We start from the raw sequence: 23,969 nt of genomic DNA, 5'->3' as shown, positions 1-23,969 counted from the left end.
TTGTCCAAAAAAACGCCCCACCACCTCCATCGGTCGTCGGGCGTTCTTTTCATTTGTTAAACCGCAACTGGGGCCTTGATGGCGGGTTCCGATTCATAGTCAACCAGCTTGATGTCGTCCATCGTGTAATCAAAGATGGATTTTACTTCTGGGTTCAGCCAGATTTTTGGCAGGTCATGCATTGGCCGAGAGAGTTGCTCCTCGACTTGCTCGACATGGTTCTTATAGATGTGGGTATCGCCAATCGTGTGGACGAAGTCACCGACTTCTAGGCCAGTCTGCGCTGCAATCATGTGAATCAGCAGTGAGTAGGAGGCAATGTTGAATGGCACGCCCAAGAAGAAGTCGCCGGAGCGCTGGTAGAGTTGGGCGGACAGCTTACCATCGGCCACGTAGAACTGGGACAGAACGTGGCAAGATGGCAATGGTGCCTCTGGCGTCGTTTCCGCGTTCCAGGCCGTCAAGATGAGGCGGCGGGAGTTCGGGTTTTTCTTGATTTGTTCAATCAAGTTGCTGATCTGATCGACTTCTTGGCCGCCAGGCTTAACCGATGCCCATGAGCGCCAGAGCTTTCCATAGACTTCACCGATGTAACCGAACTTTTCCATGAAGTCGTCGTCTTCTAGAATCAATTGGACGAAGCGGTCCTTTTGCTTCAAGTATTCGGCCTTGAATTCGGGGTCTTGCTCGGAACGCAAACCGAAGTTGGTCATGTCAGGACCATCGTAGTCAGAAGATTCAACCCATTGCTGGAAGGCCCATTCGTCCCAAATGTGGTTGTTGTGCTGGAGCAAGAAACGAATGTTGTTGTCCCCGCGCAAGAACCAGAGCAACTCGGATTTGATAAGCTTGAAGAAGACCTTCTTAGTCGTCAACATTGGGAAGCCTTCGGATAGATCAAAGCGCATCTGTGTTCCGAAAATCGAGTAGGTTCCGGTCCCGGTCCGGTCACCCTTTGCGTGGCCTTCGTCCAAAATGCGTTGGGCCAAATTCAGGTATTGTTCTTCATTCTTGCTCATTTTACAACCTCAATTTCATGCTAATTCTTTTATTCAGTATGCAGAACTTTTGGAACTTTTACAAGATAAAAAAGAATGCTTTCCAATAAAAAAGACTGGCAGAGTGAAAGTCAGTCTTTTTTATTTGATAAATTGGGCCAAATTGATTTGGTCAGCTGTTTCTGCCTCAAAGGGTACTTGGACGAGTGGCACCTGCTTTTCTGACAAGAGGTTTTCGGCGAACGCGTCGTTGCGGTAATCGCGCATGAAATTGATTTTCTTGATCCCGGCCTGAAGCAGGAGCTTGGTACAAAAGACGCAGGGGGCATCGGTCACGTAAAGGGTCGATCCTTCGACTGGAATGCCCATGGCCGCGGCTTGCATTAGGGCGTTTTGTTCGGCGTGAACGGCCCGAATACAGTGGCCGTCGACAATGTAATCCCCAATTTCGGTACAGTGGGGCGTGCCGGAAACGGCACCGTTGTAGCCGGATGCGATAATGCGGTTGTCTTTCACCAAAATGGCACCAACGTGGCGGCGGGTACAAGTTGAGCGGGTTGAGAGAATGGCGGACTGTGCGATGAAGTACTGGTCCCAAGAAATGCGTTGATCGGCCATGGTGTCTCCTTTGCTTTACTGAGCTAGTTTTGGAAAAATGCTTCTGCTAAAATAGATAATAACGTTATTTTACAACAGTTCATCAAAATGGGCGAGATAAGGAAGCAAAATGGTTCAGATTTTAGATGGAAAAGCAGTAGCCAAAGCCTTGCGCGAGCAATTAACGACGGAATTAGCGGCATCGGGTCTGAAGCCTACGTTGGCCGTGGTTTTTGATCCAGCAGATGACGGCTCTCGTTTGTACGTTGGCATGAAGCAGAAGGCAGCCGCCAAGGTCGGTATTGAAACCCGGGATATCGCGGTTTCGGCCGATGCAACGACTGAGTCGGTCGAGAAAATCGTGGCCAAACTGAACCAGGACGCTTCGGTATCTGGAATTTTGATTCAAGCCCCACTACCAAAGGAAGTCGATGACGCGGCGATTTTTGCCAAGGTCGCACCGGAAAAAGACGTCGATGGGCTTGGTGTGACCAACCAGGGACGCTTATTTGCCAACGAAGCCGGTAACTATCCGGTGGCGGCAACCCCCAAGGGTGTCATGACCTTGCTCAACTACTACGATATCGATCCCCGGGGTAAACGCGCCGTCGTAGTGGGCCGCTCGCAATTATTTGGTCGTCCGATGGCGGCTTTGCTCTTAAACGCCGATGCGACCGTGACGGTGGCGCACCGCTACACGAAAGAAGAAACGCTGAATAATTTACTGGCCGAAGCGGACATCATCGTGGTCGGCGTCGGGATTCCCGGCTTTATCAAGGCTTCGCAGATCAAAGAAGGGGCGGTTGTCATCGACGTGGGAATGAACTTAGTTGACGGCAAAGCTTGCGGGGATGTTGAGGCGGCTGCGGCCGATAAGGCCGGCTGGCTGACCCCGGTGCCTGGGGGCGTTGGGCCGATGACGATTGCCACTCTTTTGGAGTCGACGATGGAAGCGGCGCTGGAACAAGCAAAATAAAGGAACTGGCAGGCTGTGTTCGTTGCTAATTGGCTTCGTACCCGGTTGCTCTTACAACGACTTAGTGGCTGAGCTGCATCGGCACAGTTTTAATCGGTAATGATAAAAGTCGGACTTCGGTCCGGCTTTTTTTGTGTGGCAAAAAATATTTTATTTCGTGTTATTAAGGTGAAGGGGGACGAAACGATGGAAGAAAAGCAGCGCTCGAATCTTTTGGACGTGAACGTGCAGGGCTTGTCGGCAGACGGTCAGTCAGTGCCAAAGTATTTACGTGAATTACTCTGTTTGGCCTTTTCCGCCGGGTATTCGGATTTGTATTTTTTGCCAAAACGAGACGGTTATCTGCTGTCTGGTCAGCAGCGTAATTGCTTTGTCACAGTGGCCAAGGTCAGCAGCGACTTTGCCCAATCGTTGATTGCCTTAATGAAGTATTGGGCCCAGTTAGATCTGGCGGAAAACAGGCGGCCGCAGTTGGGTCGTTTTGAATTTGAGGGGCGGTTCGTGCGGCTATCTTCAGTCGGCGATTATTTAGATCGGGAAAGTGTGGTCTTACGTTTAATTGATGATGGAAAGAGAAAAGGCCGCTTTGTCGATGGTGCAGCTTGGCGAAAACTTGTTGCACGGGTGCCTCGGGCTGGACTCTTTGCCATTGCCGGGCCGACTGGCTCGGGGAAAACGAGCACCTTATATGCTTTGCTTCAAGAATGGGCAAAGGACAAAGTGGTGCTGACGGTTGAAGACCCAGTCGAGGTGGCGCAAGAGAGTTTTTTGCAGCTGCAGGTCAACGAGCAGGCGGGCGTTGATTATCAGGATTTGATCAAAGTTGCTTTGCGCCATCGGCCCGATATTTTGGTGATTGGGGAGACTCGGGATGGTAAAACAGCCGAGGCGGCTTTGCAGGCCGCTTTGTCAGGACACTTGGTCTTGACGACGATTCATGCCAATTCGGCGGAGCAGGTATTGTCTCGTCTGGTGGAACTTGGTTTGCCAGAAGTTTTGGTCAAAGAAGCTTTGGTCTCGACTATGTACCAGTGGTTAGAGCCAGATGGGGCTGGTCACTTGGCTGCGGCCTTTGTTCGGGTTGATTGGGGGATGACAACGAATGGAGAAGAAGATGGTAAATAAAAGAAGAAAGCGGTTGAAGCAAAGAGAACAGGCCGTGTTATTGTCCGAACTGTCCGAGCTAACGACGGCTGGCTATGCTTTGCCGCAGGCCTTGGACATGATTAAAAGCGGACATCCGAATTGGTCCGATCAGATTAGCGAAGTGCAGCGTGCTTTTTCGGTCGGTAGTGATTTTTCACAGGCTTTTGCTGGTCTTTTGTCCGAAAACTTTGTTAGCTATCTGGCATTAGCCAAGCAGCACGGCCGCTTTGATCAGACGCTTGGGCTCCTGGTCGAAAAAGTCGATCGTCTTTCAAACTATCAACGACAGCTGAAGCAGGCACTGACTTATCCGCTTTTTCTAATGGCTTTGTTGTTTTTGATGGTGCTTGGTTTGGAAAGGACCCTTTATCCAGTCTTCGACCAGTTGTCGGGCATGTCTAGCAAGCAAGCGAATGGAAATGGGGTGCTCTGGGCGCTCCATGGCTTGTTTGGTTTAATTGTCTTGCTCGGGTTGACCTTGGTCCTCTTCTATCTGTATCTGATGCGGCAAAGTCCACTGCAAAGATGGCGGTTACTGGCTGCTTTGCGTCTGGTGAGACCGCTTGAAAAGCCCTTATTGACTGGCCTTTTGGCGGAGAACTTAGCCATTTTTTTGGGTGCGGGTTTGACCTTGGCCGGTTTAATTGATCATTTTTCTGTTCAGCCATCCAAAAAGGCACATTTTAGTCAGGAATTGGCTCGCTCAGCCCAGCAACATTTACAGGCCGGTGGCGAATTAGCTTCCTGGTTGAACCAGCAATCCTATCTTCAACCGGGATTGGCGGCATACCTAACACGGGGATTTGATTCAAAAACGTTAGCTGCTTATTTGTCTTATTACGCCAAGTTGGAGTTAGCCACTTTTGATCGAACGGCGAAACGGGCTTTTGCTTTGCTGCAACCGATTTTATTTGGACTGATTGGTCTGACAATTGTGCTGCTTTACTTGGCGATGTTACTACCCTTGTACCAAAATCTAGGAGGTTATCAAGTATGAAGAACCAAACGAAGTTAATAAAGAAAAGTCATTTTCTGAAAAAAGCGCAGCCTGGTTTTACACTAATTGAAGCGACGGTTGTCCTCTTCATCATTGCCTTGCTCATGCTGCTGATACTGCCAAATCTGAATAAACAGCGGGATAAGGCAGAAGCAACGCACCGGAAAGCCATGGTCGGTACGGTACAAACGCAAGTTGATTTGTATCTGAATGATCACCCTGGGCAACAGTCCGTCTCTTTTGCTGATCTTAAGAAAGAAGATTATTTGACGGAGGCCCAGTTGGAAAAGGCTAAGCAGCTGAAGATCAGTATTCAGGGTCATGAAGCAAAGGCCTAGGGAAGCGTTTACCTTGGTTGAGTCGGTGATCGTGTTGAGTTTGGTAGCGCTCCTTTTGCTATTGGGGTTGCAATTTCGTCCGGGTGCTGGCTTTTTTCGACCGAGCCAAAAAGACTTTGAACGCGCGGTCATTCAATCATTTGATCAGGCGAAGAAGCGGGCACAGGTTCAAAACGAGCAGCAGATGCTTGACTTTGCAAGTGATGGTTTAGACGTTTCCGGTCGGCACATTGCCTACCCCCGGGGCTACCAAATTGAGAAAAGCCGGACGATCAAGGTACAGGAAAGTGGCTTTATCGCACCCCAATCCGTTTACTGGACGAAAGGGAGGCAGCGCTTACGGTTCGTTATCGTTTTTGGAGGAGGGGATGTTTATTTTAAAGAGATGTGAACGACCGGCCTTTGTGCTGGCTGAGTCACTGCTTGCGCTAACAGTGTTAACGGGTGCAGTATTGTTGGAACAAAGTTTGTTAGAACAGCACCGTGTCCAAAAGGCAGCCGCACAAGAAGCGTTGAAGCAGGCGCTTTCGGAAAAAGAACGGGCGTTAAAGGACTGGAATCAATACCTGGAAAAGGAGAAAGCACATGCAAAGGATTAACGGCGGTCGGCCAGCTTTTACCTTGGTCGAAGTTGTTTTGGCTCTGATTGTGGCCTGCCTTGTCTTCTTTGGTTTGGCCAATCTTCACCAGGCTTTTCACGCTTCTGAGCCGAATCTAGGACCTGAAAGCCTGCAGGTTGCTTGTCAGCAGCTACAAGACCAGGGCTACAGGCTAAAGCGGGTCGAAAGAAAGCGGATAGTGATCGTAAAAGAAGGGGATCAACAAGATGACAGGCGGCTACAACAACACAAGAACCAGCTGGTTGTGGACGGTCGACACAATGGGCGAATGGTCGTGTTGGGAAACATCCGATCTTTTGCTGTTATCGATCACGGGAGTTATCAAGAACTCCGGGCCCGAAGTCGGCATGGGTTGGAATTGAAAGGTTTACTATTTTTACCACGCATAACGGAGGAAGCAGATGGTCGGAACTAAGGTCAAAAAAGGGTACGTGCTTTTGCCAACGTTGGTGATTTTGGCTGCTATGTCTTTAACGTATCTCTTTCAAGCTCGACTTTTTGCAGAAGAAGTGGCAGGCATTCGAGCTGTTCAGAAACGCCAGCAAATCGACACCATTCAACTTCGCGCCTCCAAGGATTTTGCTGAAAATGGTCAAGAACAGGGGCGGTTATTTGGCCTGGATTACCGTATCGATCAAGACCAGGTGATCACCTTTTTAAACGGGCGGAAAGCCAGCCGGCCACTTTTGCGTCCCGAGCTTGTTTAGGTATCTAAAAGAAGCTAAAATAAAGGTATGACAAAAGTAAATATTCCAGAACAATTCACGGCCATCAACGAGGTGGTCAACCAAGTGAAAGCAAATGAACAGGTTAATCAGCGACAAGCTTTGGTTCAGGTGCTATCGACTTTGAACGAACAAGAAATTACGGAAAAAGACAAAGAAATTCTTTCAGCCGATAGCCAACTGGCTTTGAAAGGACTTTTTTCCATTAAGTGGTCGGCTTTTTCTTTTCAAGAAAAAAGGCATCTTTTACAGCTCCTAATCTTAAAAGCTGATAAAGATGATCAATTGCCTGCAAACGACCAGTTGACCCCAGATGGGATTGGTTATTTGGTCGGTGATTTGGTGGCTAAAACGGCTAAGCTTGAAAAGGCGAATGGCCAAGCTACGACAATCACGGACTTGGCGGTTGGATCGGCTAACTTGCTTTGGACAGTCCAAGAAGTTTTGCAAGCCAAAAAAGCTGAAGTTAAAACAACTGGAATTGATATTGCCGAGCCACAATTGGCTTTGGCTTCCGTTTCTGCCGATTTGTTGCAAGACAACCAGGCAGACTTTTTCTTAGGGGATGTCGTCTCTTTGCCAGAAGGTGAGCTACTGCCATCGGATGTCGTTATTGGCGATCTGCCAATCGGATACTACCCAGGCGAAGCGCCTAAGGGAATGGTGACGGCTTTTCAGGATGGAAAGTCCTATGCCCACTTTTTGATGATCGAAAAGGCGATTGATTTATTGAAGGATGACGGCTGGGCGTACTTAGTTGTGCCAGCAGACATTTTGTCTGGTGAAAAGCGGGAAAGTATTTTGAAACTCTTTGCACAAAAGGCGCAATTGAAGGCTTTCTTGACTTTGCCAGCTAGCTTTTTCCAGCAGCAGAATCAGCAAAAGGCCCTCCTTGTGATTCGCAAGAATGGCGCCAAGCCAAAGACCGAGGTAATGCTTGGCCAGTACCCATCCGTTAAGGAGAGTCAGGCACTTGAAGAATTTTTGCAAGATTTAAGTGACTGGGGTAAACTGAATAAAGAAAAAGCGTAGATTAGACTAAGGATAGGTGGAAAATTCATGGCAAAGATTATGGCCGTTAACGCTGGTTCATCTTCATTAAAGTTCCAATTGTTGGAGATGCCAAAGGAAGAAGTGATTGCCCAAGGATTGGTCGAACGAATTGGGATGGAAGACGCCATCTTTACGATTAAGTTCACTGCCAATAAAAAGGCGGAAGAAAATGATCAAGTCGAAGTGAAGGGACAAAAAGCCAAGTTCCAAACAACAACGGCCATCAAGGATCACAGCGTGGCCATTAACATGATGTTAGAGCAGCTGTCTTCGCTCGATATCATTGGCGATTTCAATGAAATCGTTGGCGTTGGTCACCGCGTTGTGGCTGGTGGTGAATACTTTGACCAGTCTGTTTTGATCACAGACGACGTTTTGGCTAAAATTGACGAATTGGCTGATTATGCGCCATTGCATAATCCCGCCAATGCCATGGGGATTCGGGTCTTTCAAAAGCTTTTGCCTCAGGCAACGGAAGTCGCTGTCTTTGACACGTCTTTCCACCAAAGTATGCCAAAGGTGAACTACCTCTACTCATTGCCATATGAATACTACGAAAAGTATGGTGCTCGTAAGTACGGTGCCCACGGAACGTCACACCGTTACGTTGCCGGTAAGGCAGCCGAACTTTTGGGTAAGAAGCTTGACGATTTGAAGTTGATCACCCTCCACCTGGGTGCTGGTGCTTCGATTACCGCCGTTAAGAATGGCAAGTCATTTGATACGTCCATGGGCTTCACACCACTAGCTGGTGTGACAATGGCCACTCGTTCGGGTGATGTCGATGCCTCACTGGTTTCTTTCATTCAAGGAAAGGAAAACTTGTCCAACGACGACATGTTGACCGTCTTGAACAAGAAATCAGGTTTGCAAGGAATCTCCGAATTGTCATCTGACATGCGTGACTTGCGTGCTGCCCGTAAGGACAACGACAAGGCTGAATTGGCCATCAACATCTTCGTTGACCGTGTTGTTTCATACATCGGCCAATACATCGCCAAGATGGACGGGGCAGATGCCATCGTCTTCACTGCTGGAATCGGTGAAAACGCGGATTGGGTTCGTGAAGAAGTGGTGGCCCGCCTTGGTTACTTCGGTATTAAGATTGATGCTGAAAAGAACGAAGGTTGCCGGAAAGAAGCGGACATCTCAGCTGACGACGCTAAGATCAAGACTTTGGTTGTCCCAACGGATGAAGAATTGATGATCGCGCGTGACGTGCAGTCATTGATGAAGTAAACGATTCGAAATTGAAAAGCAAGAAAAGGCACCGGCTGAAACAGCACGGTGTCTTTTCCATGAATGGATCAGGAATCAGATTATGATGGATACGGAATTCACAAAGCGTCGTAAGACGAAGAAAAAACACCCGGTGCGCAATACATTGTTGGCTCTTGTCGCCATTTTGCTTGTGGGAGCTGGAGCCTTTGCCTACGTCAACCACGAGGGCTACCAAGCCAAGAATCCAAATGATATGTCATTAACGGAAGTTCAGGTTTCTTCTTCCGAGTCCGTTTCACAGGTTGGAAAGAAATTACGGCAAAAGGGCTTAATTCGAAATGAAAAGTACTTGACGCGCTATGCCAAGCGTTACGGAGCCAAGCCGATTACGGCCGGTACTTATCTGTTCTCACCGGTTCAAAGCATTGATAACGTCTATCAAGAATTGGCACAGGGGCCAAGCGAACAGCCGGTGCTCGATGCTGCCTACACTTACATTGATGGCAACAAAACGGATGAACAAACAGCGCAAGGCTTAGCTGACGCTGCTAACGTTTCGCGCGCCGCTCTTTTGAAAGCCTACACGGACAAAGAACTGATGAAGGAAATGAAGGCGAAGTATCCGAAGCTCTTCTTAAATGCGAAGTCAGGCCTGACCTTGTATGACCTAGTCATGCCTGGAATCTACAAGATTAAGGATCAAAAGTCCGCTGATGATCTCGTTCGTTTCTTCTTGAAGCGGACCGACAAAGAGATGAAGAGCTATTATGCGGAACTGAAGGAAAACGGGTTGCCGGTTTCAACTGCTGTGTTACTTGCTGAAAATGGTGGGAAAAAGGAATTCGATCGTCGCCTGGCCTTTATTAAGAAAATTTCGTCTTATGCAAAAGAATTGAAGAGCCAATATGGCATTTTGCCATCGATTTCGATTGCACAGGCTATCCATGAATCCAACTGGGATGACTCGGAACTTTCGTCTAAGTACAATAACTTCTACGGAGTCAAAAGTGACGATACAACGCCAGGTAAGTCGGTTGTCTTGCAGACGCAAGAAGTGGAAAATGGTGAAACGGTTACGAAGAATGCGCGCTTTGCTGCTTATGCTTCGTATAAAGATTCGATGAAGGCCCATGCCAAGACCCTGGTACAGGGAAACACTTGGAATGCGGATCAATTCAAGGATGTTTTGGCTGCTTCAAATTATAAGGAAGCAGCGCAGGCTCTGTATGATGATGCGTATGCTACGGATCCCAACTATCCAGCAGCCATTATCCGGATCATTCAAAACTGGAACTTAGCAAAATACGATAAGTAACTTAAATGAATCGCCTTACTTTTCAAAAGTAAGGCGATTTTTTAGAATGTTCCAGCTAAATAGGGCGTGAAATTGTTGGCATGAGACGTTTTTTTGACATAATTGATAAAAAAATCAAAAAAAGGTTGTGTAAGCGTTTACATCAGGTTATAATAGTTTTTGTAAACAGATGAAAGGAGTTCACGATATGGACTTTGCAATTATTTTGGCGCTTTTGCCAGCGCTTTTCTGGGGGTCAGTCGGACTGGTCTCATCTAAGATGGGTGGAACGGCGCCACAACAAACAATCGGAATGGCAACCGGTGCTTTGATCTTCGGCTTGGCTACGATGTTTGCCTTTGTGTTGCCAAACGGCTTCTACATGGGAATGGACGTCTGGGTCGTTGGTTTGCTATCCGGACTTGTTTGGGCCATGGGAATGGCTTTCCAATTCTTGTTGTTCAAGCAAATGGGTGTCTCTCTCGGTGTGCCATTGTCAACGGCAGGTCAAATTATCATGAACGCCTTGTTGGCGGCCACGATGCTTGGTGAATGGTCAAACGGGGCAATGTGGTTAGTCGGTATCATCTCAATCGCTTTGGTTGTCACGGGTGCCGTCTTCATTTCAAAGCCTGACAAGGCAGCGGCAGTTAAGTCAAACTTCGATGCTAAGGCTGTTTTGTACCTGGTCTTGTCAACGGTTGGCTTCATGCTTTACTTCATTTTGCCAAACTTCTTGGCCAAGATCGGTTACGTATCGGAAACGACTCGGGCTGCAGGTAAGGGCCTGAACTATATGACGGCGATTGTCGGTCCACAAGGAATCGGTCAATTCATCGGTGCCCTCATCGTCGTGGTTGCTTTCCGCGAAACGAGCAAGATGGTTGAAAAGCCAGCGTTGAAGAATATCATTACGGGTATCGTTTGGGGACTTGGAAACATCTTCATGTTCATCTCCGCAGCCAACCCACACGTTGGTCAAACGATCGCAACGACGTTGTCACAATTGAACATCATCGTTGGAACGTTTGGTGGTATCTACATCTTGAAGGAAAAGAAGTCTTCTGCACAGATGAAGGCAATCGTCTTCGGAACCATCCTGGTGGTGGTTGGTGCGATGATTATCGGAAATATCCACTCCTTTGCCTAACTGATTAATATAAATGGAAAGCCAGAAAGTCATTATGTGACTTTCTGGCTTTTTTAATGCGTTAAAGGCAAAAAGAAAAAGGGCTTTTCGAAAGCCCTTTTACGTTATTTTTTTATTTGGCTGTTTCAACCTTTAAGATCTTCACTTTGATTTGAACCCCGTTTGGTAATGGGACGTTGACCGTTTCACCTTGGCGCTTGCCGATCAAAGCTGTTGCCATTGGTGATTCGTTTGAAATCTTACCAGACAATGGATCAGCTTCGACAGAACCAACAATCGAATAGGTTTCTGGTTCTTCATCAGGCAATTCTTGGAATGTCACAGTCTTTCCCATCGCCACTTCATCAGCAGCTGAATCGTCAGCAGAAATAATTTCAGCGTTTTCGATCATCTTGCGCAAGGTTACGATTCGGCCTTCAACAAAGGCTTGCTCGTCCTTAGCGGATTGGTATTCGGAATTTTCCGAAAGGTCACCATATGAACGAGCAATTTGAATGCGCTTTGTGATTTCGGGACGTTGCCGGGTGATTAAGTCTTCCACCTCAGCTTGCAATTTGTCGCGGCCCTCGGCCGTCATTGGGAATGTTTTTTCTTCCGCCATGGTTATTCATCCTTTCAATGCCTTTGGCATAAAAAATACAGCAAACTGACTATATCACGGCCGCTTCTTGGGCGCAAGTGAGAACTTTCGTTTATAAATCAGAAAGCCAAAGTAGCTTGAAAGCGTTAAAAGCAAAAGGGCAACACCAGGCCAAAATAGTGGCGGGGTGTAAGTCAAAACCAGCTGGTGTTGTCCTGGCTTGGTTGGGACTGCGATCAGACCGCCGGCAACGGTTTTAATTTTGGCGGTTTTGCCATCCACTTTGGCTGTCCATCCTGGAGCGGTTGGGATACTAGTCATAATCAGTGATTGCGACTTGGTCGTTTGGATACGGCCTTCAATGCGGCGGGCGTTTGATTTTTCAATGTGGAGTTCGTGCTTGTTCAAAAGACTGAGATCTTCTGCTACTGCTTTTTGATCAAAGGCATACAGAGAAAAATCATCCAAATAGCGACTTTCAACCCCTGGGGAAACTGAAATGGATAAGGTCTGCACCTTTCCCAATTGATCGTTTGCGACATTTAGCGCCACCGTATGATTGTAGCCGGTTTCTTGTGTTAACTTTTGATCGTTTAGCTTGAGCGTGACTGCCGATAAGTCCAAGGCACCACCAAGGTTGAGGTAGTATGCACCATCGGTTGTGGGCGTAAAGCTTAGAACCAGCGACATTGCCTTTTTTTTATTGATGGGGCGCATCACACCGCCGGTTAACCGGCTCATTGGTTTCAGATTATAGGAACCGGTCATCTTAATTGGTTGTTGTGTGAGTAAAATTTGATCGGGTTTACCAGCCAAATAAGTCAAAAGACGTTCCTGATTGGCTAGTGGATAGCGGTTATTGATCGGCGTTTTCAGCGCTTCTTTGGAAGCGGCATAGGCCACACTAAGGGCTTGGTCGTTTTCTTTCAGCGCCCAGCCTCTTCCAGAAGCAAAGGTTTTTTTCTGATCGTAGTCGAAACGACTGCTTTTAATAAGACTGTTATCCGTCTTTTGTCTTGCTGTCGCGTTGTCTGTCAGATAGTATTTGAATGACAGCAAGCTATCTAAAACGGTCGTCCCGTTATTATAAGAAAGCTTGGAATCACCTGAAATCTGGCCCATATTCTGGTAAAAGCTGCTGGACTGGGCAGGTAGCAGGGAAGAAAAGTGCGAACCGGCCTTGAACTGGCCGAGAAAGCCGTCATTGTAGGTGCGCCCCAAGCCCTCTTCCACTCGATACCAGGAAGAATCCTTTTTAAGCGCCTGATTAACTTTCACGAGTTGGCTGGCCCCGGATTGATATTCCTGATTGGTCAAGTAGGCTAAGTGGTTTAGCGTCAGGGCCAGGTTAGCCGCCAAGAAAAGAGCGGTCAGCGCAAATAAGGTCCAGAAACGGGTATTCTTTCGAGCAAAAAGAAGCACCAAAAGAATGAGGAGATAAGCAAATAAAAAGACTAACAGCTCCGTTTTATTGATGTAAGAAAGCTTTCCGATCATAAGCGACCCCGTGATGGTGATCGAAACGGGTGACAGCAAATAAAGGAGGCGTGCCGGAATAGAAGGGAGCCAGGCGTTTTTTACTTCGCTTTGCTGATAGCCACGCGCAGCCAAGAAAATCAGTAAAAAGGAAATTAAAAAAGAAAAACGAACCGGGTACCAAACTGGGTATTGACCCCCATGAAAAAGTAAGACCAGCGGCGTCCAAGTGGTGGCTAAGAATAGAATGGTTAAGGCTGCGCCACTCGCTATTTTCTCTGCCATTCGGATGCTTTTCGACGTAAAAAAGGGCCAAAGGAAGAAGAAAACGATTGGGGCAACTAAAAAATTGGCCATGCCCGTTTGCATTTGGTCAAAATCAAAGGATCCGGGAATTAGCTTGAAGAAAAGGTCGGCTGGGTTATTTTCAAAGCCGAATGTCCAATTGGGGTTGTGAGTCGTTTTGCCTAACTTTAGCTGGGCAATCGTTGGCAGCCAAAGCCAGGCGGTGGCTAAAATGGCAGTTAAGCCAGAAAAAAACAGTTGGCAAAAGAAGCGCCTGCTGCTAAAAGCCTGCTTAAAACGCTTCTCTTGTGCGAGTGCGATGGGTAGGTAGAGTAACAAAAAGAGCCCGATCATCCATGCCACGTAGTAATTGGACAGAATGGTGGCCATTAACAATAACGTGAAAGCCCCTGCCTTTTTTTGGGTGATTAACCGGTGTAGCGACCAGAGTAAAAGGGGCAGTAAGACGGCGGTGTCTAGCCAAAGTAAATTCAATGCATTGGCGATAAACCAGGCGGACAAGGGGTAGTTGATGGCAAAGAGGGTGATTTCATAACCAGTTAGTTTGGCTACTTTTTTCAAATAGAAAGCCATCGTGAGGCCGGCAGAAGAAATTTTAAAGAGGGTCACCAGTAAAATCCAAGCTGGCAGGGTCGTGGCGTTGGCAAAGAGGAAGAATAAGTTGAAGGGTGACATCAAGTAATACGACCACTCCCCGATCATGTCGCCGCCCAGGCCAGAGGAAAAGGAATAAAAGAAAGCAGACGGGTCATGTAAAATGGTTTCTTTAAACTGAGCAAAATAGTCTAAGTATTGCTGACCTAAATCAACCGTTAAAATCGTCTGCGAGCCAAAGGGCGCCATGTGGCGATAGATAAAATAGGTTAATAGGAAAAAGAAGGGCAGCCAAAAAGAGAGGGCAAGTGGCCCGTAAGTTATTTTTTTGATGTTGTTTGTGTGCTTTGTCATGGTTTAAGAATACCAAAAAATCAGCAATTTTTAGCGGAAAATTCGGTCAATATGGTAAAGTAGAAGGGATTGAGAAAGACTGTTTCACTCGAATTTTTCTTGGAAAGACGAGCCATTAATTATGAATCGTAATCGTTATTTAGAAGATGCCAATAAAAATGACGCCCGGGCCAACTTACCTGGTCGTTTGAAGCTGCTGTTGGGGTTAGTGATCGCCATGATCGCGGCCTTAATTTTACAGTTGGCCTTTTTGACCATTAAACAAGGACCCGGCTTTCAGTCCGAAGTGGACCGTTCCGATCAAACGGTGGAAAAGGGGAATGCCCCCCGCGGTTTAATCTATGATTCGACTGGCAAAGTTATCACGGGGAACCAATCGTCTTTGGCGATTACTTATACCCGTGGCGCAACGACCACGACATCTCAGATTGCTGAGGTGGCTAAAAAATTAGCCAAATACATTACCATTGATTCAACCAGACTAAACGACCGCTCAAAATCGGATTACTATTTGATTTCGGACGAAAAGGCTGCTGAAAAGGTTCAAAACGCGGTCAAGAAAGAAAATCCTGGCCAGGCTTCTTCTTGGTCAACCACACGACTAAACAATGAGATGGCCCAGTATGTGATGAAACACAACTTGGCGAAAAATGTCGACAACAACGTGGCGATGATCTTCCAAAAGATGTCGGGTGCATCGGCTCTGTCGACCACTTATATTAAGGATTCCGATATTTCTGATGATGCACAGGCAAAAATTGCCGAGCGTCTGTCAACGATGCCTGGTGTTAAGATTGGTGAATCGTGGTCTCGTAATTATCCGGAAGGCGATGATTTTAAATCCTTAACCGGTACGGTCTCGGACGAGTCCGCAGGATTACCTGCTGATCGCTTGCATCGTTTGTTGGCCCAGGGTTACTCCCACAATGAGCCGGTGGGAACTTCTGCTCTGGAGCGTCAGTATGAATCTTTGTTGAAGGGGTCGCCATCACAGACAACAGTGACGACTCTGGGTAACCTGAAGACCTCGCAGATCAAGTACGAGGGTCAGGCAGGGGATGCTTTGAAACTGACCATCAACGCAGAGTATCAGAAAAAAGTGCAACAGATTCTGGAAGATAATTTGCCGGGTGGAAACGTTCAGGGAGCTTATTCGACGGTCATTAACCCATATACTGGTGGTATTTATGCCATGGCGGGCGTTAGTCGGGACTCGTCAACTGGCAAAAAGACCCCCAACCAGCTGGGAAACATTAACCAGGCGATTGTCATGGGATCTGTCGTGAAGCCAGCTATTTTGGCGACTGGCTTCCAACGCGGCATTGTCACGCCAAGTTCGAACACGATGAACGATCAGGCAATTAAGATTCAGGGAACACCAGAGATTACGTCTTACTGGAACAAAAACGGAACCCCAACCGCAATTGATGCCCGGACGGCTTTGGAAACGTCTTCGAACACTTATTTCGTTCAATTGGGGATGAAAATTGGTGGACAGACTTATTCAGCTGGTTCTTCCTTACACTTGCGCTCAGACGCCTTCCAGACGCTTCGAAATGGCCTTGGCCAGTTTGGCCTTGGAACAAAGACTGGTATCGATGTCGAGGGCGAAACAGCCGGTTATAAGGGGCTCACAACGGGAACCAACATTGGTAAGTATTTGTATGAATCCTTTGGTCAGTACGATTCTTATACAACATTGCAACTGGCTCGCTACGTGTCGGCGATCGCCAACGGCGGTTACTTGGTTCAGCCACACCTCGTTGGTTCTGTGATGCAAACGGATAAGGATGCCAAGTACCAAAAGACGGTCTGGACGGCTCAACCACAATTGCAATCGCAAATTTCTTTGACAGATGATGAATGGAAGGTCATTAAGGACGGAATGTACCAAGTGGCAAACGGTTCGTCTTCTCACAACACGGGTTCTGCCTTGCACAACATGACCCCAAAGGTCTATGCCAAGACGGGAACGGCTGAAACCAAGACAAATGGGAACACAACCTTCACCGAGTCGATGGTTGTCTATGTGCCAGGCACGCCATTTGCGATGTCCTTGGCCATTCCTGGTATGGATTCTTATTTGGATGGTACGAACGGCCGGATTGCCAAGCAGATCATCGAAGCCTTTTGGCAGATGGTAGTGGCGCAACAAAATTAATTCTAAAATAAACGGCATTTGTTTTGACCAAATCGAAACAAACGAGTGATCGTGACACAATTGTCATTAAAAAAAGCCTTCTTGATGGTGACACCATCAAGAAGGCTTTTTGAGTCGTTTATTGTTTTGTTTGATCATCCGGTTCAACTCCGTACAAGTCGATGCGGTATTCCGTGATCTTCAAGCCGGTGGCCGCTTGGGCGGCTTTAATCAAAGGCGCGGGATCAAAGTTAGCGGCATCGATGATTTCATTGGTGCGCGTGTTGATGACGTGGTAATGTGGGTGATCGGCGGCATCGTAGTGACGCTTACCGTCTGAGATGCCATCGATAATCACGACAAGCTTTTTTTCAACAAACTTTTCAAGCGTGTTGTAAACGGTCGCCAACGAAATATGTGGTAAATCGTTGTGGATCATTTCGGCTGTCGGGTGATTATCATGTGTCATCATGTATTCCAACAACGTTAAACGTTGACTGGTTGCCTTCAATTGATGTTCTTGTAGAACGTTTTTCAATGGATTCAGCATGTTAACCTCCTAATTAATATTAACTTCATGTCAATTATAACATTAGAATGAAACAATACAAAAGATTGACATCTGAATCATTTCTTAGTATAATAGTTTAGAATCATTCTTAACTACACAGGAGAAGTTTTTATGGAAAAGCAATCATTGATGGCGCACAACAATTTGGTGCGCGCCGGCGTAATGGGCGGTAATGACGGGATTTTGTCTGTTGCCGGTATCATCGTTGGCGTCGCTTCGGCCGGGCAAAGCTTGGCAGCAATCATGTTGTCAGGTTTTGCCGGGACCTTAGCTGGCATGGTCTCAATGGCCATGGGTGAGTTCGTTTCGGTTCGATCCTCACACGATGCGCAAGAAAAGGCGCGCATGAGTCAAGAAAGCGCATTAAAGGATCACTATGACGAAGAATTTGATTTCGTTAAACAAAAGTATCAAGCAGCAGGCATTTCAGAAGAGCTGGCAACTCAGGCCACCGAAGAAATGATGACAAAGGATCCCTTGGAAACGACGGTCCGTGAGCGCCATGGCTTTTCGTTAAAATCCCAAGTTTCGGCGGGTGGGGCTGCATTGGTGTCCTTTGTGACATTTCCAACTGGTGCCGCTTTACCAATGGCCTTCATGGCTTTGGCTGCGCCTCGGCTTCGGGTCATGGCGACTTTTTTGGCGGTTTTGATTGCCCTACTCGTGACAGGATATCTGGCTGCTGTGGTGAATGGGGCTAACCGGACAAAGGGTGCGATTCGAAATCTTTTGTCTGGTATTTTGACCATGGTCGTGACCTTTTTGATCGGGTCACTCTTTAAATAAGGGAGGGGAACAATGACTGCATTCTTTAAAAAATGGCAGAAAAACCGTGCCGATAAAAAATCGGGACAAACGATGGAGGAACGGTTGAACACGATTCGTGCTGGTATTCTTGGTTCAAACGACGGTATCTTGACTGTTGTTGGTGTTGTTTTCTCCGTTGCTGCAGCCACCTCCAATCGACTGGTGATCGTGCTGGCTGGTCTTTCGGATCTTTTTGCCTGTGCCTTATCGATGGGTTCTGGCGAGTTTGCCGCTGTTTCTTCTCAGTCAGATTCTGAAAAAGTGGCGGTCGTGCGCGAGCAAGCGTTGCTGAAGTCAGCTTTTGATGAGCAGGTTGCCACGGTTTCTGCTTTCTATGAGGACCGTGGGGTGAGCCCTGAAACGGCTAAAGCTATCGCCGTGGAGTTGTTGGCTGAAAAGCCTTTGGAAACCGTTTTGTCGGTCAAATACGACATGACTTTGGGACACTATGTGTCGCCAATTGCAGCGGCAGTGTCGTCAACTTTTTCCGCAGCTTTGGGCGGTGTTTTCCCCCTAGTCGCTCTTTTGATTTTTCCAGTGGAATACCAGTATTTAGCTGCTATTTTGGCGACGGTTGTGGCTTCCGCCTTGACCGGTTTGCTTTCGGCTTTGTTCTCACAGGGAATGGCTAAGCGGGCGATCTGGCGAAATATTTGGGTCGGATTGGTGACGATTGCCATTCACTATGGGATTGGTTTGTTATTCTAATATAAATAATTGGTTTAGTTCGAATTTTATGAAATTCGGGCTTTTCTTTTGTGATGATAAACACTATAATAGAGGTGTTTATTAGTAATTATACGGAGGATGTCGACATGAAAGTAGTAGTCATTGGTGCCTCGCACGGAGGCCACGAGACAGCGCATGAATTATTGACGCGTTACGACGATGTAGAGGTCACAGTGTATGAAGCGGGTGATTTTATCTCCTTTATGTCCTGTGGCATGGAGTTGTTCTTGGAGGGGAAGGTCACGAAGCGTGATGATGTCCGGAACTTCAAGCCGGCAGATATTGAACAATATGGTGGCAAGGTGCTTGCCAACCATCTTGTTCAAGGAATCGATACAGACAAGCAAGAAGTAACGGTTAAAAACCTTGAAACTGGAGAGCAGTTGACCGATTCTTACGATAAGTTGGTCATTTCATCAGGTGTAACGCCGATGACTTTGCCAGTTCCGGGTTCTGACCTAAAAAACGTCTTTTTGATGCGTGGCCGTGACTGGGCGACAAAAATTGATGAGAAGCTTCACGATGATGCTGTGCAAAATGTCGTGGTTGTTGGTACGGGATACATTGGTATCGAAGCGGCTCAAGTCTTTGCAGAAGCAGGCAAAAAGGTGACGGTGATCGATATGATTAACCGGCCTTTGGGCAACTACTTAGACGAAGAATTGGCTAATCCAATCGCTGACGAGCTGAGCGCTCACGGTGTGAACTTGCACTTGGGTCATGGGGTTTCAGCCTTCGAAGGATCGGATGTTGTATCCGCAGTTAAGGATGACGCTGGCCAAAGCTTTGCTGCCGACTTGGTGATCGTCGCCGCTGGTGTGAAGCCAAATACGGCTTACTTGAAGGACACCGTGGATTTGGATTCACGAGGCTTTATCCAAACGAATGCCTATTTGCAAACGTCAGCTAAAAACGTCTACGCCATTGGCGATGCGATTCAGCCACTCTTTGCACCGGCTGGAGCGCCTGCACCGATTGCGTTGGCTTCGACGGCTCGCCGTGAAGCCCGCTATGTGGTTGAAAATATCGGTATTGACAAGCCAGCCCGTGCCTTTGCCGGCGTGAATGGTTCGTCTGCTCTTTCTGTCTTTGGCTATAAGTTAGCAACAACTGGCGTGAATGCCAATAACGCCGCCAAGATGAATCTGGACGTGGCCACTTCCTTGTACAAGGCAACGGTTCGCCCAAGCTTTGTCACGGATGGTAACCCAGAAATTTTGGTGAAGTTGACGTATAACCCAGAAAACCACGAAATTTTGGGTGGTCAAATCTTATCAAAGCAAGACGTGACGGCTCACGCCAACACGATCGCCTTGGCCATTAAGGGCAAGATGACCTTGGAGGATTTGGCAGAAGCTGACTTCTTCTTCCAACCTGGTTTTGACCGTCAGTGGTCTGTCTTGAACTTGGCCGCACAGACGGCTTTGGGACAGATTCCATCCGTTTAATGGGCCAAAAGTCAAAAAAAAGACGTCTTCGGACGTCTTTTTTTTATATAATAGGGATACTATGACGAATTCAATCAAAAAAATGTGGGCTTTTTTAGATAAGAAGCTTCACTTAAACGATCTGGTGACTTACTTTAGTCGGTCACAAATCAACATGGTTGGGCCAACTTTTGCCTACTATGTCTTGCTGACGCTCTTTCCCCTATTGATTGCAGTGGCCCTCTTGATTTCAGCCGTGCACATGTCAACGGGTCGCCTGACAACGATGATGGCTGATTTTCTGCCAAGCTCGGTGAATGACTTTTTAGGGCCTGTCTTGACGTCTGTCGCGCATTCGAATACGCAGTCGTATTGGTCGATTTCTTTGGTCTTCATTTTTTGGTCGCTTTCGCGTGTGATCACCGTGCTACGGGAAGCCTTTAATCGGATTGCGGATGTCGAAGAACCTTTCTTGCCAATTCTGGCTCGCTTTTGGTCTTTTTTGTGGCTATTGTTGATGGTTGTGGCCTTTACCGTTTTGGTATTCTCCGGTAATATTCTGGGGGTTTATTTGAGCGAAATCACAGGAATGGGCATTTGGGTCACGCCAACGCGCTTTTTGCTCTTAATTGGTCTCTGGCTGGTCTTGCTGTGGATGAACTACCAGTTGCCAGCAAAAGCCGCTCGGCCACCATTTTTGGCTTCTTTGGCCGGGTCGCTTTTGGACTTGTTGTTGCTGAACGGGTTGAACAAGATTTTTGCACTTTTGGCGAATTTGCAATTTGGTAAATACAGTTTTTATGAGTCGTTGACATCGATCATTGTTTTTTTGCTTTGGTTAAACCTGGTGGCCATGGTCTTGGTTTTTGGCTTTGTTGTGATGAACTGGCTTTCCGGTTTTCGTCAGTTGAGAGGGGAGCGACATGTTTCAGAAAAGTGATTTTGCCATTTTCGATGATCCAACCTTAGCGGCCCGGATGGATAAAATTCGCCGGATCATCGATCCAAAATTCGAGGCTTTTGCCGAAGAGGCTCAGCCGATTTTACAGGCGGATGGACGTCAGTGGGTGACGCACGTGGCCAAGCATAAAATGCGCAAGGTTCATCCACCAAAGAACACCTGGGTGGCTTTTGCGCCGAACAAGCGGGGCTATAAAATGGAGCCGCATTTTGAATTGGGGCTTTTTGATGACCATCTGTATTTGTATTTAGCAATTGAAGAAAATATGAAAAAAGAAAAAACGGATGGGCCAAGGATCGCCCTTGCGCTTGACCGCCTGGCGGATGCTGTATCGGCTTTGCCGGCTGACTTCGTTTTGTCGACCGATCATATGGTCAATAACCAACATGCAAAAGACGAGTATCAAGCCATTGTAAAACGTTTTGGAAAAGTGAAAGCGGCCGAAGTCTTGATTGGAAGACAAATAAAAAAGGATGCGCCACTTTTAAATGAACGTGCCAACGAATTGCCCGCCTTTTTATTAGCAACCTTGAAAGAGCTGCTGCCACTTTATGAACGCTTGGCAGAGACTGACGGTTAATGACAAATAAAAAAGCCTGATGACGCTTTGAAGCGTTTCATCAGGCTTTTTTATCGCGGGTGTTTATTGGTCTCTTGAGGCTTCTTCTTCTGTTACGACCGCCTCTTCTTCGCTTTCACCCCGCTCCATTAAGAGGAGGGTCTGAGCTTGGTTGATTTCGGTGTAAAGCTCGTCTGCAACGGCGGCTTTCACCTGTCCGGCAGCCAGTTGAGTGGACAGATAAGCGTACTCATCAGCAAAGGCTTGGATGTATTCAGAGGCTTTGACCGCCACGTTTTCTTGGCGATTGTCGTGGGCCACAATACGGAAGAAACGCTCAAGTAAGAGCCTTACTTCGGCGACGTCTTCTGTGTCTTTCTTCTCATCGAGCGCTTTTTGTAGCATTTGTGAAAGCAAACGATCGGCCAATTGTTGCATCTCGTCATTGATGGCCAACATCGCTAAACGACCACTTTTCCAGCGGGCCACCTTTTGCGCGATCTTTGGATTTTCCTGGATCAACTTTTCGCGGTAGCGAAGGCGTTGGGCCCTGGTAAATGTTTTGGTCTTCCAGTGCCAGGCAAGCTCGTGGTGCAAGTGGTGAAGTTGCTGGTTGAATCGAACTAAGGGGTGCCTTGAAGCAGCAGGAGACAAAAGGCCACGCTGTAAGAACCGGCCGTAGCGATCAAGAATGTCTTGGTCGTAACCTTCTTCTGACATTTGATCAAGCTTTGCTTGCAGTTCATCTGAGATCTTGGTCAAAAGAACCAAAGACGACTGCTCGTGATCGACCTTTGGATGACCAACCGTCAGTTTTTGCGTCTGCAAAGTTTGGACGATAGCCGTCTTTGTCGCATGATCTGTTAAGCGCTGTTCAACTTGGATGATGGCTGAGTCGATCATGGCTGAGCGGGCCTGGTTTAGCTCTTCATCGCTGTAAATCTTCTCTTCTTTGTCCAATAACTGAGGCAAAACGAAAGCAGCAGCGATTAAGGAAATCAAAATAACGAGTGTTGATACTAGCAAAATTTCATTTAAGAAGGGCAGCGGCTGTCCGTGCACCGTTTTTGGTAATGACATCGCTAAAGCTAATGTCACGGCGCCGTGAACTCCGGCAATACCAAAGATTTGGGCGCGCTTGGCCCGGTCTTTTGTCTGGTGCTTACCGAAGAAGCCGACTAGCCGTTGCTGTTTTTGGAAGGTCACCCAAAGATAACGGGCGGCGTACATGGCCAGATAAATCAAGATGGCCAGCCAGAAAAGACCGAGGGATTTTGAAAAACCAAAATCACCGATTAGATTTAAGATCTTTGGCATCGACAGTCCCAAAATGACAAAAACGACTCCGTTTAGAAGTGTTGTCAAAGTTTGCCAGATTGTTCCAGAAACGACCCGCGATTCCGTTGCGATTAACTGTAAGCGAGACTGTTCGTAATTATGAACGATTCCAGCCGCCACCACGGCCAAAATACCAGATAAATGAAAGTGTTCAGCTAGTAAATAGATGGCAAAGGGGGTCAAAATGTTTAAGGGAATTGTTGTCGCTTGGGCTGATGACGCATGAAAGGAAAGATAGAGGCGCAAAGCGACAATTACTGCAGAAGCCAGAGCACCGACGATAAGGCCGCCCAAGGCAACAATGACAAAGTGACCAATGGCTTCTGTCAGGTTAAAGCTTCCTTGCTTGTAGACGGATAAAGCCAAATCCAGCAAAACGATTCCTGTCGCGTCGTTAAAAAGCGATTCAAGCTCTAGGGATTGGTTGAGACCTTTTGGCATTTTCAAGCCAGTCGTCATGGATTTGACGGCCACCGCATCAGTTGGCACGACAATGGCGGCTAAGGCGATGGCTAAAGTCAACGGCCAGTCGGCGTTGATCTTGTCTGTGATCATCGCAACGATGGCGACCACGAAAAGGGCCAAGATAACCGACAACTGGAAGATGGCGTTGAAGTGTTTTTTCATCGTGGCAAAGGAAATCCCTTGTCCTTCTTGGAACATCAACGGCGCGATGATTAGAAATAAGAAGAACTCCGGATCGAGTTCAAAGCCACGAAAGACTGGGATGGCGGTAAAAAGGCCACCGACCGCAATGAGAACTAAGGCCTCCGGTACGCGGGGGATGAAAGGCTTTACGATGTTGGCAGCGATGACAGCCAGTAATAAGAGGGCAATTAAATAAAGTTGGGACATATTTCTTCCTTTACAGATAGCGGGAACAGTGTCTCGTTATTTCTATTATAATCAGTAGTGAAGAAATGTGTCAAAAGTTTCAAATTGAAGCAACAGGGGGTCAATCGATTCTTTTCCCTTTTCTTTTGAATGGACATTCGCTATAATGAAATCAACG

At 47.2% G+C, this 23,969-nt stretch carries 24 protein-coding genes; 18 read left to right on the top strand and 6 right to left on the bottom strand.

From position 1 onward, the window contains the following. Window positions 1-56: 56 nt before the first annotated feature. Window positions 57-1,019, bottom strand: coding sequence for a thymidylate synthase (locus tag G6R27_RS03485; protein WP_213819682.1), 963 nt, complete (start codon window positions 1,017-1,019; stop codon window positions 57-59). A 120-nt stretch (window positions 1,020-1,139) separates the two neighbouring features. Further along, entirely contained in the window at window positions 1,140-1,616 is a 477-nt protein-coding gene (locus G6R27_RS03480) for a deoxycytidylate deaminase (RefSeq protein ID WP_213819681.1), read from the bottom strand. 109 nt (window positions 1,617-1,725) lie between these two features. Here G6R27_RS03480 and G6R27_RS03475 point away from each other — a divergent pair, with 109 nt between their 5' ends. The 12 genes from G6R27_RS03475 (at window position 1,726) to G6R27_RS03420 (ending at window position 11,115) form a co-directional block, all read left to right on the top strand. After that, window positions 1,726-2,571 (top strand): bifunctional 5,10-methylenetetrahydrofolate dehydrogenase/5,10-methenyltetrahydrofolate cyclohydrolase, encoded by an 846-nt coding sequence (locus G6R27_RS03475; RefSeq protein ID WP_213819680.1) that lies wholly within the window; start codon window positions 1,726-1,728, stop codon window positions 2,569-2,571. A gap of 186 nt (window positions 2,572-2,757) precedes the next feature. Further along, on the top strand, window positions 2,758-3,696 hold the full coding sequence (locus G6R27_RS03470; RefSeq protein WP_213819679.1) for an ATPase, T2SS/T4P/T4SS family: 939 nt from the start codon (window positions 2,758-2,760) through the stop codon (window positions 3,694-3,696). Continuing rightward, a complete protein-coding gene (locus tag G6R27_RS03465; RefSeq protein ID WP_213819678.1) occupies window positions 3,686-4,714 on the top strand; it encodes a type II secretion system F family protein in 1,029 nt (342 codons plus the stop codon). Before G6R27_RS03470 ends, G6R27_RS03465 begins: the two co-directional genes overlap by 11 nt. Continuing rightward, window positions 4,711-5,052 carry a competence type IV pilus major pilin ComGC gene (comGC, locus tag G6R27_RS03460; RefSeq protein ID WP_213819677.1) on the top strand — a complete coding sequence of 114 codons (342 nt, stop codon included), beginning with the start codon at window positions 4,711-4,713 and terminating at the stop codon, window positions 5,050-5,052. The genes G6R27_RS03465 and comGC overlap by 4 nt, the downstream gene beginning before the upstream one ends. Further along, window positions 5,036-5,443, top strand: coding sequence for a hypothetical protein (locus G6R27_RS03455; RefSeq protein ID WP_213819676.1), 408 nt, complete (start codon window positions 5,036-5,038; stop codon window positions 5,441-5,443). The genes comGC and G6R27_RS03455 overlap by 17 nt, the downstream gene beginning before the upstream one ends. Continuing rightward, window positions 5,421-5,651, top strand: a complete 231-nt coding sequence (locus tag G6R27_RS03450; RefSeq protein WP_213819675.1) for a hypothetical protein — start codon at window positions 5,421-5,423, stop codon at window positions 5,649-5,651. Before G6R27_RS03455 ends, G6R27_RS03450 begins: the two co-directional genes overlap by 23 nt. Next, entirely contained in the window at window positions 5,638-6,087 is a 450-nt protein-coding gene (locus G6R27_RS03445; RefSeq protein WP_213819674.1) for a hypothetical protein, read from the top strand. Before G6R27_RS03450 ends, G6R27_RS03445 begins: the two co-directional genes overlap by 14 nt. After that, window positions 6,074-6,379: a hypothetical protein gene (locus G6R27_RS03440; protein ID WP_213819673.1), complete on the top strand. Its 306-nt coding sequence runs from the start codon at window positions 6,074-6,076 to the stop codon at window positions 6,377-6,379. Before G6R27_RS03445 ends, G6R27_RS03440 begins: the two co-directional genes overlap by 14 nt. Before the next feature lie 27 nt (window positions 6,380-6,406). After that, complete coding sequence (locus G6R27_RS03435) at window positions 6,407-7,429, top strand: class I SAM-dependent methyltransferase (protein ID WP_213819672.1); 1,023 nt, start codon at window positions 6,407-6,409, stop codon at window positions 7,427-7,429. Window positions 7,430-7,456: 27 nt separating this feature from the next. Then, window positions 7,457-8,689 (top strand): acetate kinase, encoded by a 1,233-nt coding sequence (locus G6R27_RS03430; protein ID WP_213819671.1) that lies wholly within the window; start codon window positions 7,457-7,459, stop codon window positions 8,687-8,689. Window positions 8,690-8,771: 82 nt separating this feature from the next. Next, window positions 8,772-9,986 (top strand): endolytic transglycosylase MltG, encoded by a 1,215-nt coding sequence (locus G6R27_RS03425; RefSeq protein WP_213819670.1) that lies wholly within the window; start codon window positions 8,772-8,774, stop codon window positions 9,984-9,986. A 187-nt stretch (window positions 9,987-10,173) separates the two neighbouring features. Beyond that, complete coding sequence (locus G6R27_RS03420) at window positions 10,174-11,115, top strand: GRP family sugar transporter (protein WP_213819669.1); 942 nt, start codon at window positions 10,174-10,176, stop codon at window positions 11,113-11,115. Window positions 11,116-11,227: 112 nt separating this feature from the next. Here the strand turns inward: G6R27_RS03420 and greA are convergent, their stop codons facing one another. Next, entirely contained in the window at window positions 11,228-11,716 is a 489-nt protein-coding gene (gene greA, locus G6R27_RS03415) for a transcription elongation factor GreA (RefSeq protein ID WP_213819668.1), read from the bottom strand. 54 nt (window positions 11,717-11,770) lie between these two features. Next, on the bottom strand, window positions 11,771-14,425 hold the full coding sequence (locus G6R27_RS03410; RefSeq protein ID WP_213819667.1) for a YfhO family protein: 2,655 nt from the start codon (window positions 14,423-14,425) through the stop codon (window positions 11,771-11,773). Between the two features lie 121 nt (window positions 14,426-14,546). Between G6R27_RS03410 and G6R27_RS03405 the strand changes: the two genes are divergently transcribed. Continuing rightward, the gene (locus G6R27_RS03405) at window positions 14,547-16,586 is read left to right on the top strand and encodes a peptidoglycan D,D-transpeptidase FtsI family protein (RefSeq protein ID WP_213819666.1); all 2,040 of its coding nucleotides are present in this window, start codon (window positions 14,547-14,549) and stop codon (window positions 16,584-16,586) included. A gap of 118 nt (window positions 16,587-16,704) precedes the next feature. On the opposite strand, the gene G6R27_RS03400 is transcribed toward G6R27_RS03405, so the two are convergent. Next, window positions 16,705-17,115, bottom strand: a complete 411-nt coding sequence (locus G6R27_RS03400; RefSeq protein ID WP_213819665.1) for a Fur family transcriptional regulator — start codon at window positions 17,113-17,115, stop codon at window positions 16,705-16,707. 132 nt (window positions 17,116-17,247) lie between these two features. Here G6R27_RS03400 and G6R27_RS03395 point away from each other — a divergent pair, with 132 nt between their 5' ends. The 5 genes from G6R27_RS03395 (at window position 17,248) to G6R27_RS03375 (ending at window position 21,640) form a co-directional block, all read left to right on the top strand. Further along, window positions 17,248-17,922 carry a VIT1/CCC1 transporter family protein gene (locus G6R27_RS03395; protein ID WP_213819664.1) on the top strand — a complete coding sequence of 225 codons (675 nt, stop codon included), beginning with the start codon at window positions 17,248-17,250 and terminating at the stop codon, window positions 17,920-17,922. Window positions 17,923-17,934: 12 nt separating this feature from the next. Then, entirely contained in the window at window positions 17,935-18,651 is a 717-nt protein-coding gene (locus tag G6R27_RS03390; protein WP_230791208.1) for a VIT1/CCC1 transporter family protein, read from the top strand. A 107-nt stretch (window positions 18,652-18,758) separates the two neighbouring features. After that, window positions 18,759-20,120, top strand: coding sequence for an FAD-dependent oxidoreductase (locus G6R27_RS03385; RefSeq protein WP_213819663.1), 1,362 nt, complete (start codon window positions 18,759-18,761; stop codon window positions 20,118-20,120). 61 nt (window positions 20,121-20,181) lie between these two features. Then, entirely contained in the window at window positions 20,182-21,039 is an 858-nt protein-coding gene (locus G6R27_RS03380; protein WP_213819662.1) for a YihY/virulence factor BrkB family protein, read from the top strand. After that, window positions 21,023-21,640 carry a DUF1054 family protein gene (locus G6R27_RS03375; RefSeq protein WP_213819661.1) on the top strand — a complete coding sequence of 206 codons (618 nt, stop codon included), beginning with the start codon at window positions 21,023-21,025 and terminating at the stop codon, window positions 21,638-21,640. Before G6R27_RS03380 ends, G6R27_RS03375 begins: the two co-directional genes overlap by 17 nt. A 63-nt stretch (window positions 21,641-21,703) precedes the next feature. Here G6R27_RS03375 and G6R27_RS03370 read toward each other — a convergent pair whose 3' ends face one another. Further along, window positions 21,704-23,812 carry a cation:proton antiporter gene (locus tag G6R27_RS03370; protein WP_213819660.1) on the bottom strand — a complete coding sequence of 703 codons (2,109 nt, stop codon included), beginning with the start codon at window positions 23,810-23,812 and terminating at the stop codon, window positions 21,704-21,706. Window positions 23,813-23,969: the final 157 nt, after the last annotated feature.

Origin of the sequence: Fructobacillus papyriferae (genome assembly GCF_018437225.1) — a bacterium.
GTDB classification, from domain to species: domain Bacteria; phylum Bacillota; class Bacilli; order Lactobacillales; family Lactobacillaceae; genus Fructobacillus; species Fructobacillus papyriferae.
Note: the sequence above shows the minus strand (reverse complement) of the source record. Positions and strands in the feature narration are given on the sequence as shown.

Bases quoted from the DNA above. Each gene is read 5' to 3' on its own strand.
- G6R27_RS03485 (WP_213819682.1), bottom strand. From the start codon at position 1,019: ATGAGCAAGAATGAAGAACAATACCTGAATTTGGCCCAACGCATTTTG.
- G6R27_RS03480 (WP_213819681.1), bottom strand. From the start codon at position 1,616: ATGGCCGATCAACGCATTTCTTGGGACCAGTACTTCATCGCACAGTCC.
- G6R27_RS03475 (WP_213819680.1), top strand. From the start codon at position 1,726: ATGGTTCAGATTTTAGATGGAAAAGCAGTAGCCAAAGCCTTGCGCGAG.
- G6R27_RS03470 (WP_213819679.1), top strand. From the start codon at position 2,758: ATGGAAGAAAAGCAGCGCTCGAATCTTTTGGACGTGAACGTGCAGGGC.
- G6R27_RS03465 (WP_213819678.1), top strand. From the start codon at position 3,686: ATGGTAAATAAAAGAAGAAAGCGGTTGAAGCAAAGAGAACAGGCCGTG.
- comGC (WP_213819677.1), top strand. From the start codon at position 4,711: ATGAAGAACCAAACGAAGTTAATAAAGAAAAGTCATTTTCTGAAAAAA.
- G6R27_RS03455 (WP_213819676.1), top strand. From the start codon at position 5,036: ATGAAGCAAAGGCCTAGGGAAGCGTTTACCTTGGTTGAGTCGGTGATC.
- G6R27_RS03450 (WP_213819675.1), top strand. From the start codon at position 5,421: ATGTTTATTTTAAAGAGATGTGAACGACCGGCCTTTGTGCTGGCTGAG.
- G6R27_RS03445 (WP_213819674.1), top strand. From the start codon at position 5,638: ATGCAAAGGATTAACGGCGGTCGGCCAGCTTTTACCTTGGTCGAAGTT.
- G6R27_RS03440 (WP_213819673.1), top strand. From the start codon at position 6,074: ATGGTCGGAACTAAGGTCAAAAAAGGGTACGTGCTTTTGCCAACGTTG.
- G6R27_RS03435 (WP_213819672.1), top strand. From the start codon at position 6,407: ATGACAAAAGTAAATATTCCAGAACAATTCACGGCCATCAACGAGGTG.
- G6R27_RS03430 (WP_213819671.1), top strand. From the start codon at position 7,457: ATGGCAAAGATTATGGCCGTTAACGCTGGTTCATCTTCATTAAAGTTC.
- G6R27_RS03425 (WP_213819670.1), top strand. From the start codon at position 8,772: ATGATGGATACGGAATTCACAAAGCGTCGTAAGACGAAGAAAAAACAC.
- G6R27_RS03420 (WP_213819669.1), top strand. From the start codon at position 10,174: ATGGACTTTGCAATTATTTTGGCGCTTTTGCCAGCGCTTTTCTGGGGG.
- greA (WP_213819668.1), bottom strand. From the start codon at position 11,716: ATGGCGGAAGAAAAAACATTCCCAATGACGGCCGAGGGCCGCGACAAA.
- G6R27_RS03410 (WP_213819667.1), bottom strand. From the start codon at position 14,425: ATGACAAAGCACACAAACAACATCAAAAAAATAACTTACGGGCCACTT.
- G6R27_RS03405 (WP_213819666.1), top strand. From the start codon at position 14,547: ATGAATCGTAATCGTTATTTAGAAGATGCCAATAAAAATGACGCCCGG.
- G6R27_RS03400 (WP_213819665.1), bottom strand. From the start codon at position 17,115: ATGCTGAATCCATTGAAAAACGTTCTACAAGAACATCAATTGAAGGCA.
- G6R27_RS03395 (WP_213819664.1), top strand. From the start codon at position 17,248: ATGGAAAAGCAATCATTGATGGCGCACAACAATTTGGTGCGCGCCGGC.
- G6R27_RS03390 (WP_230791208.1), top strand. From the start codon at position 17,935: ATGACTGCATTCTTTAAAAAATGGCAGAAAAACCGTGCCGATAAAAAA.
- G6R27_RS03385 (WP_213819663.1), top strand. From the start codon at position 18,759: ATGAAAGTAGTAGTCATTGGTGCCTCGCACGGAGGCCACGAGACAGCG.
- G6R27_RS03380 (WP_213819662.1), top strand. From the start codon at position 20,182: ATGACGAATTCAATCAAAAAAATGTGGGCTTTTTTAGATAAGAAGCTT.
- G6R27_RS03375 (WP_213819661.1), top strand. From the start codon at position 21,023: ATGTTTCAGAAAAGTGATTTTGCCATTTTCGATGATCCAACCTTAGCG.
- G6R27_RS03370 (WP_213819660.1), bottom strand. From the start codon at position 23,812: ATGTCCCAACTTTATTTAATTGCCCTCTTATTACTGGCTGTCATCGCT.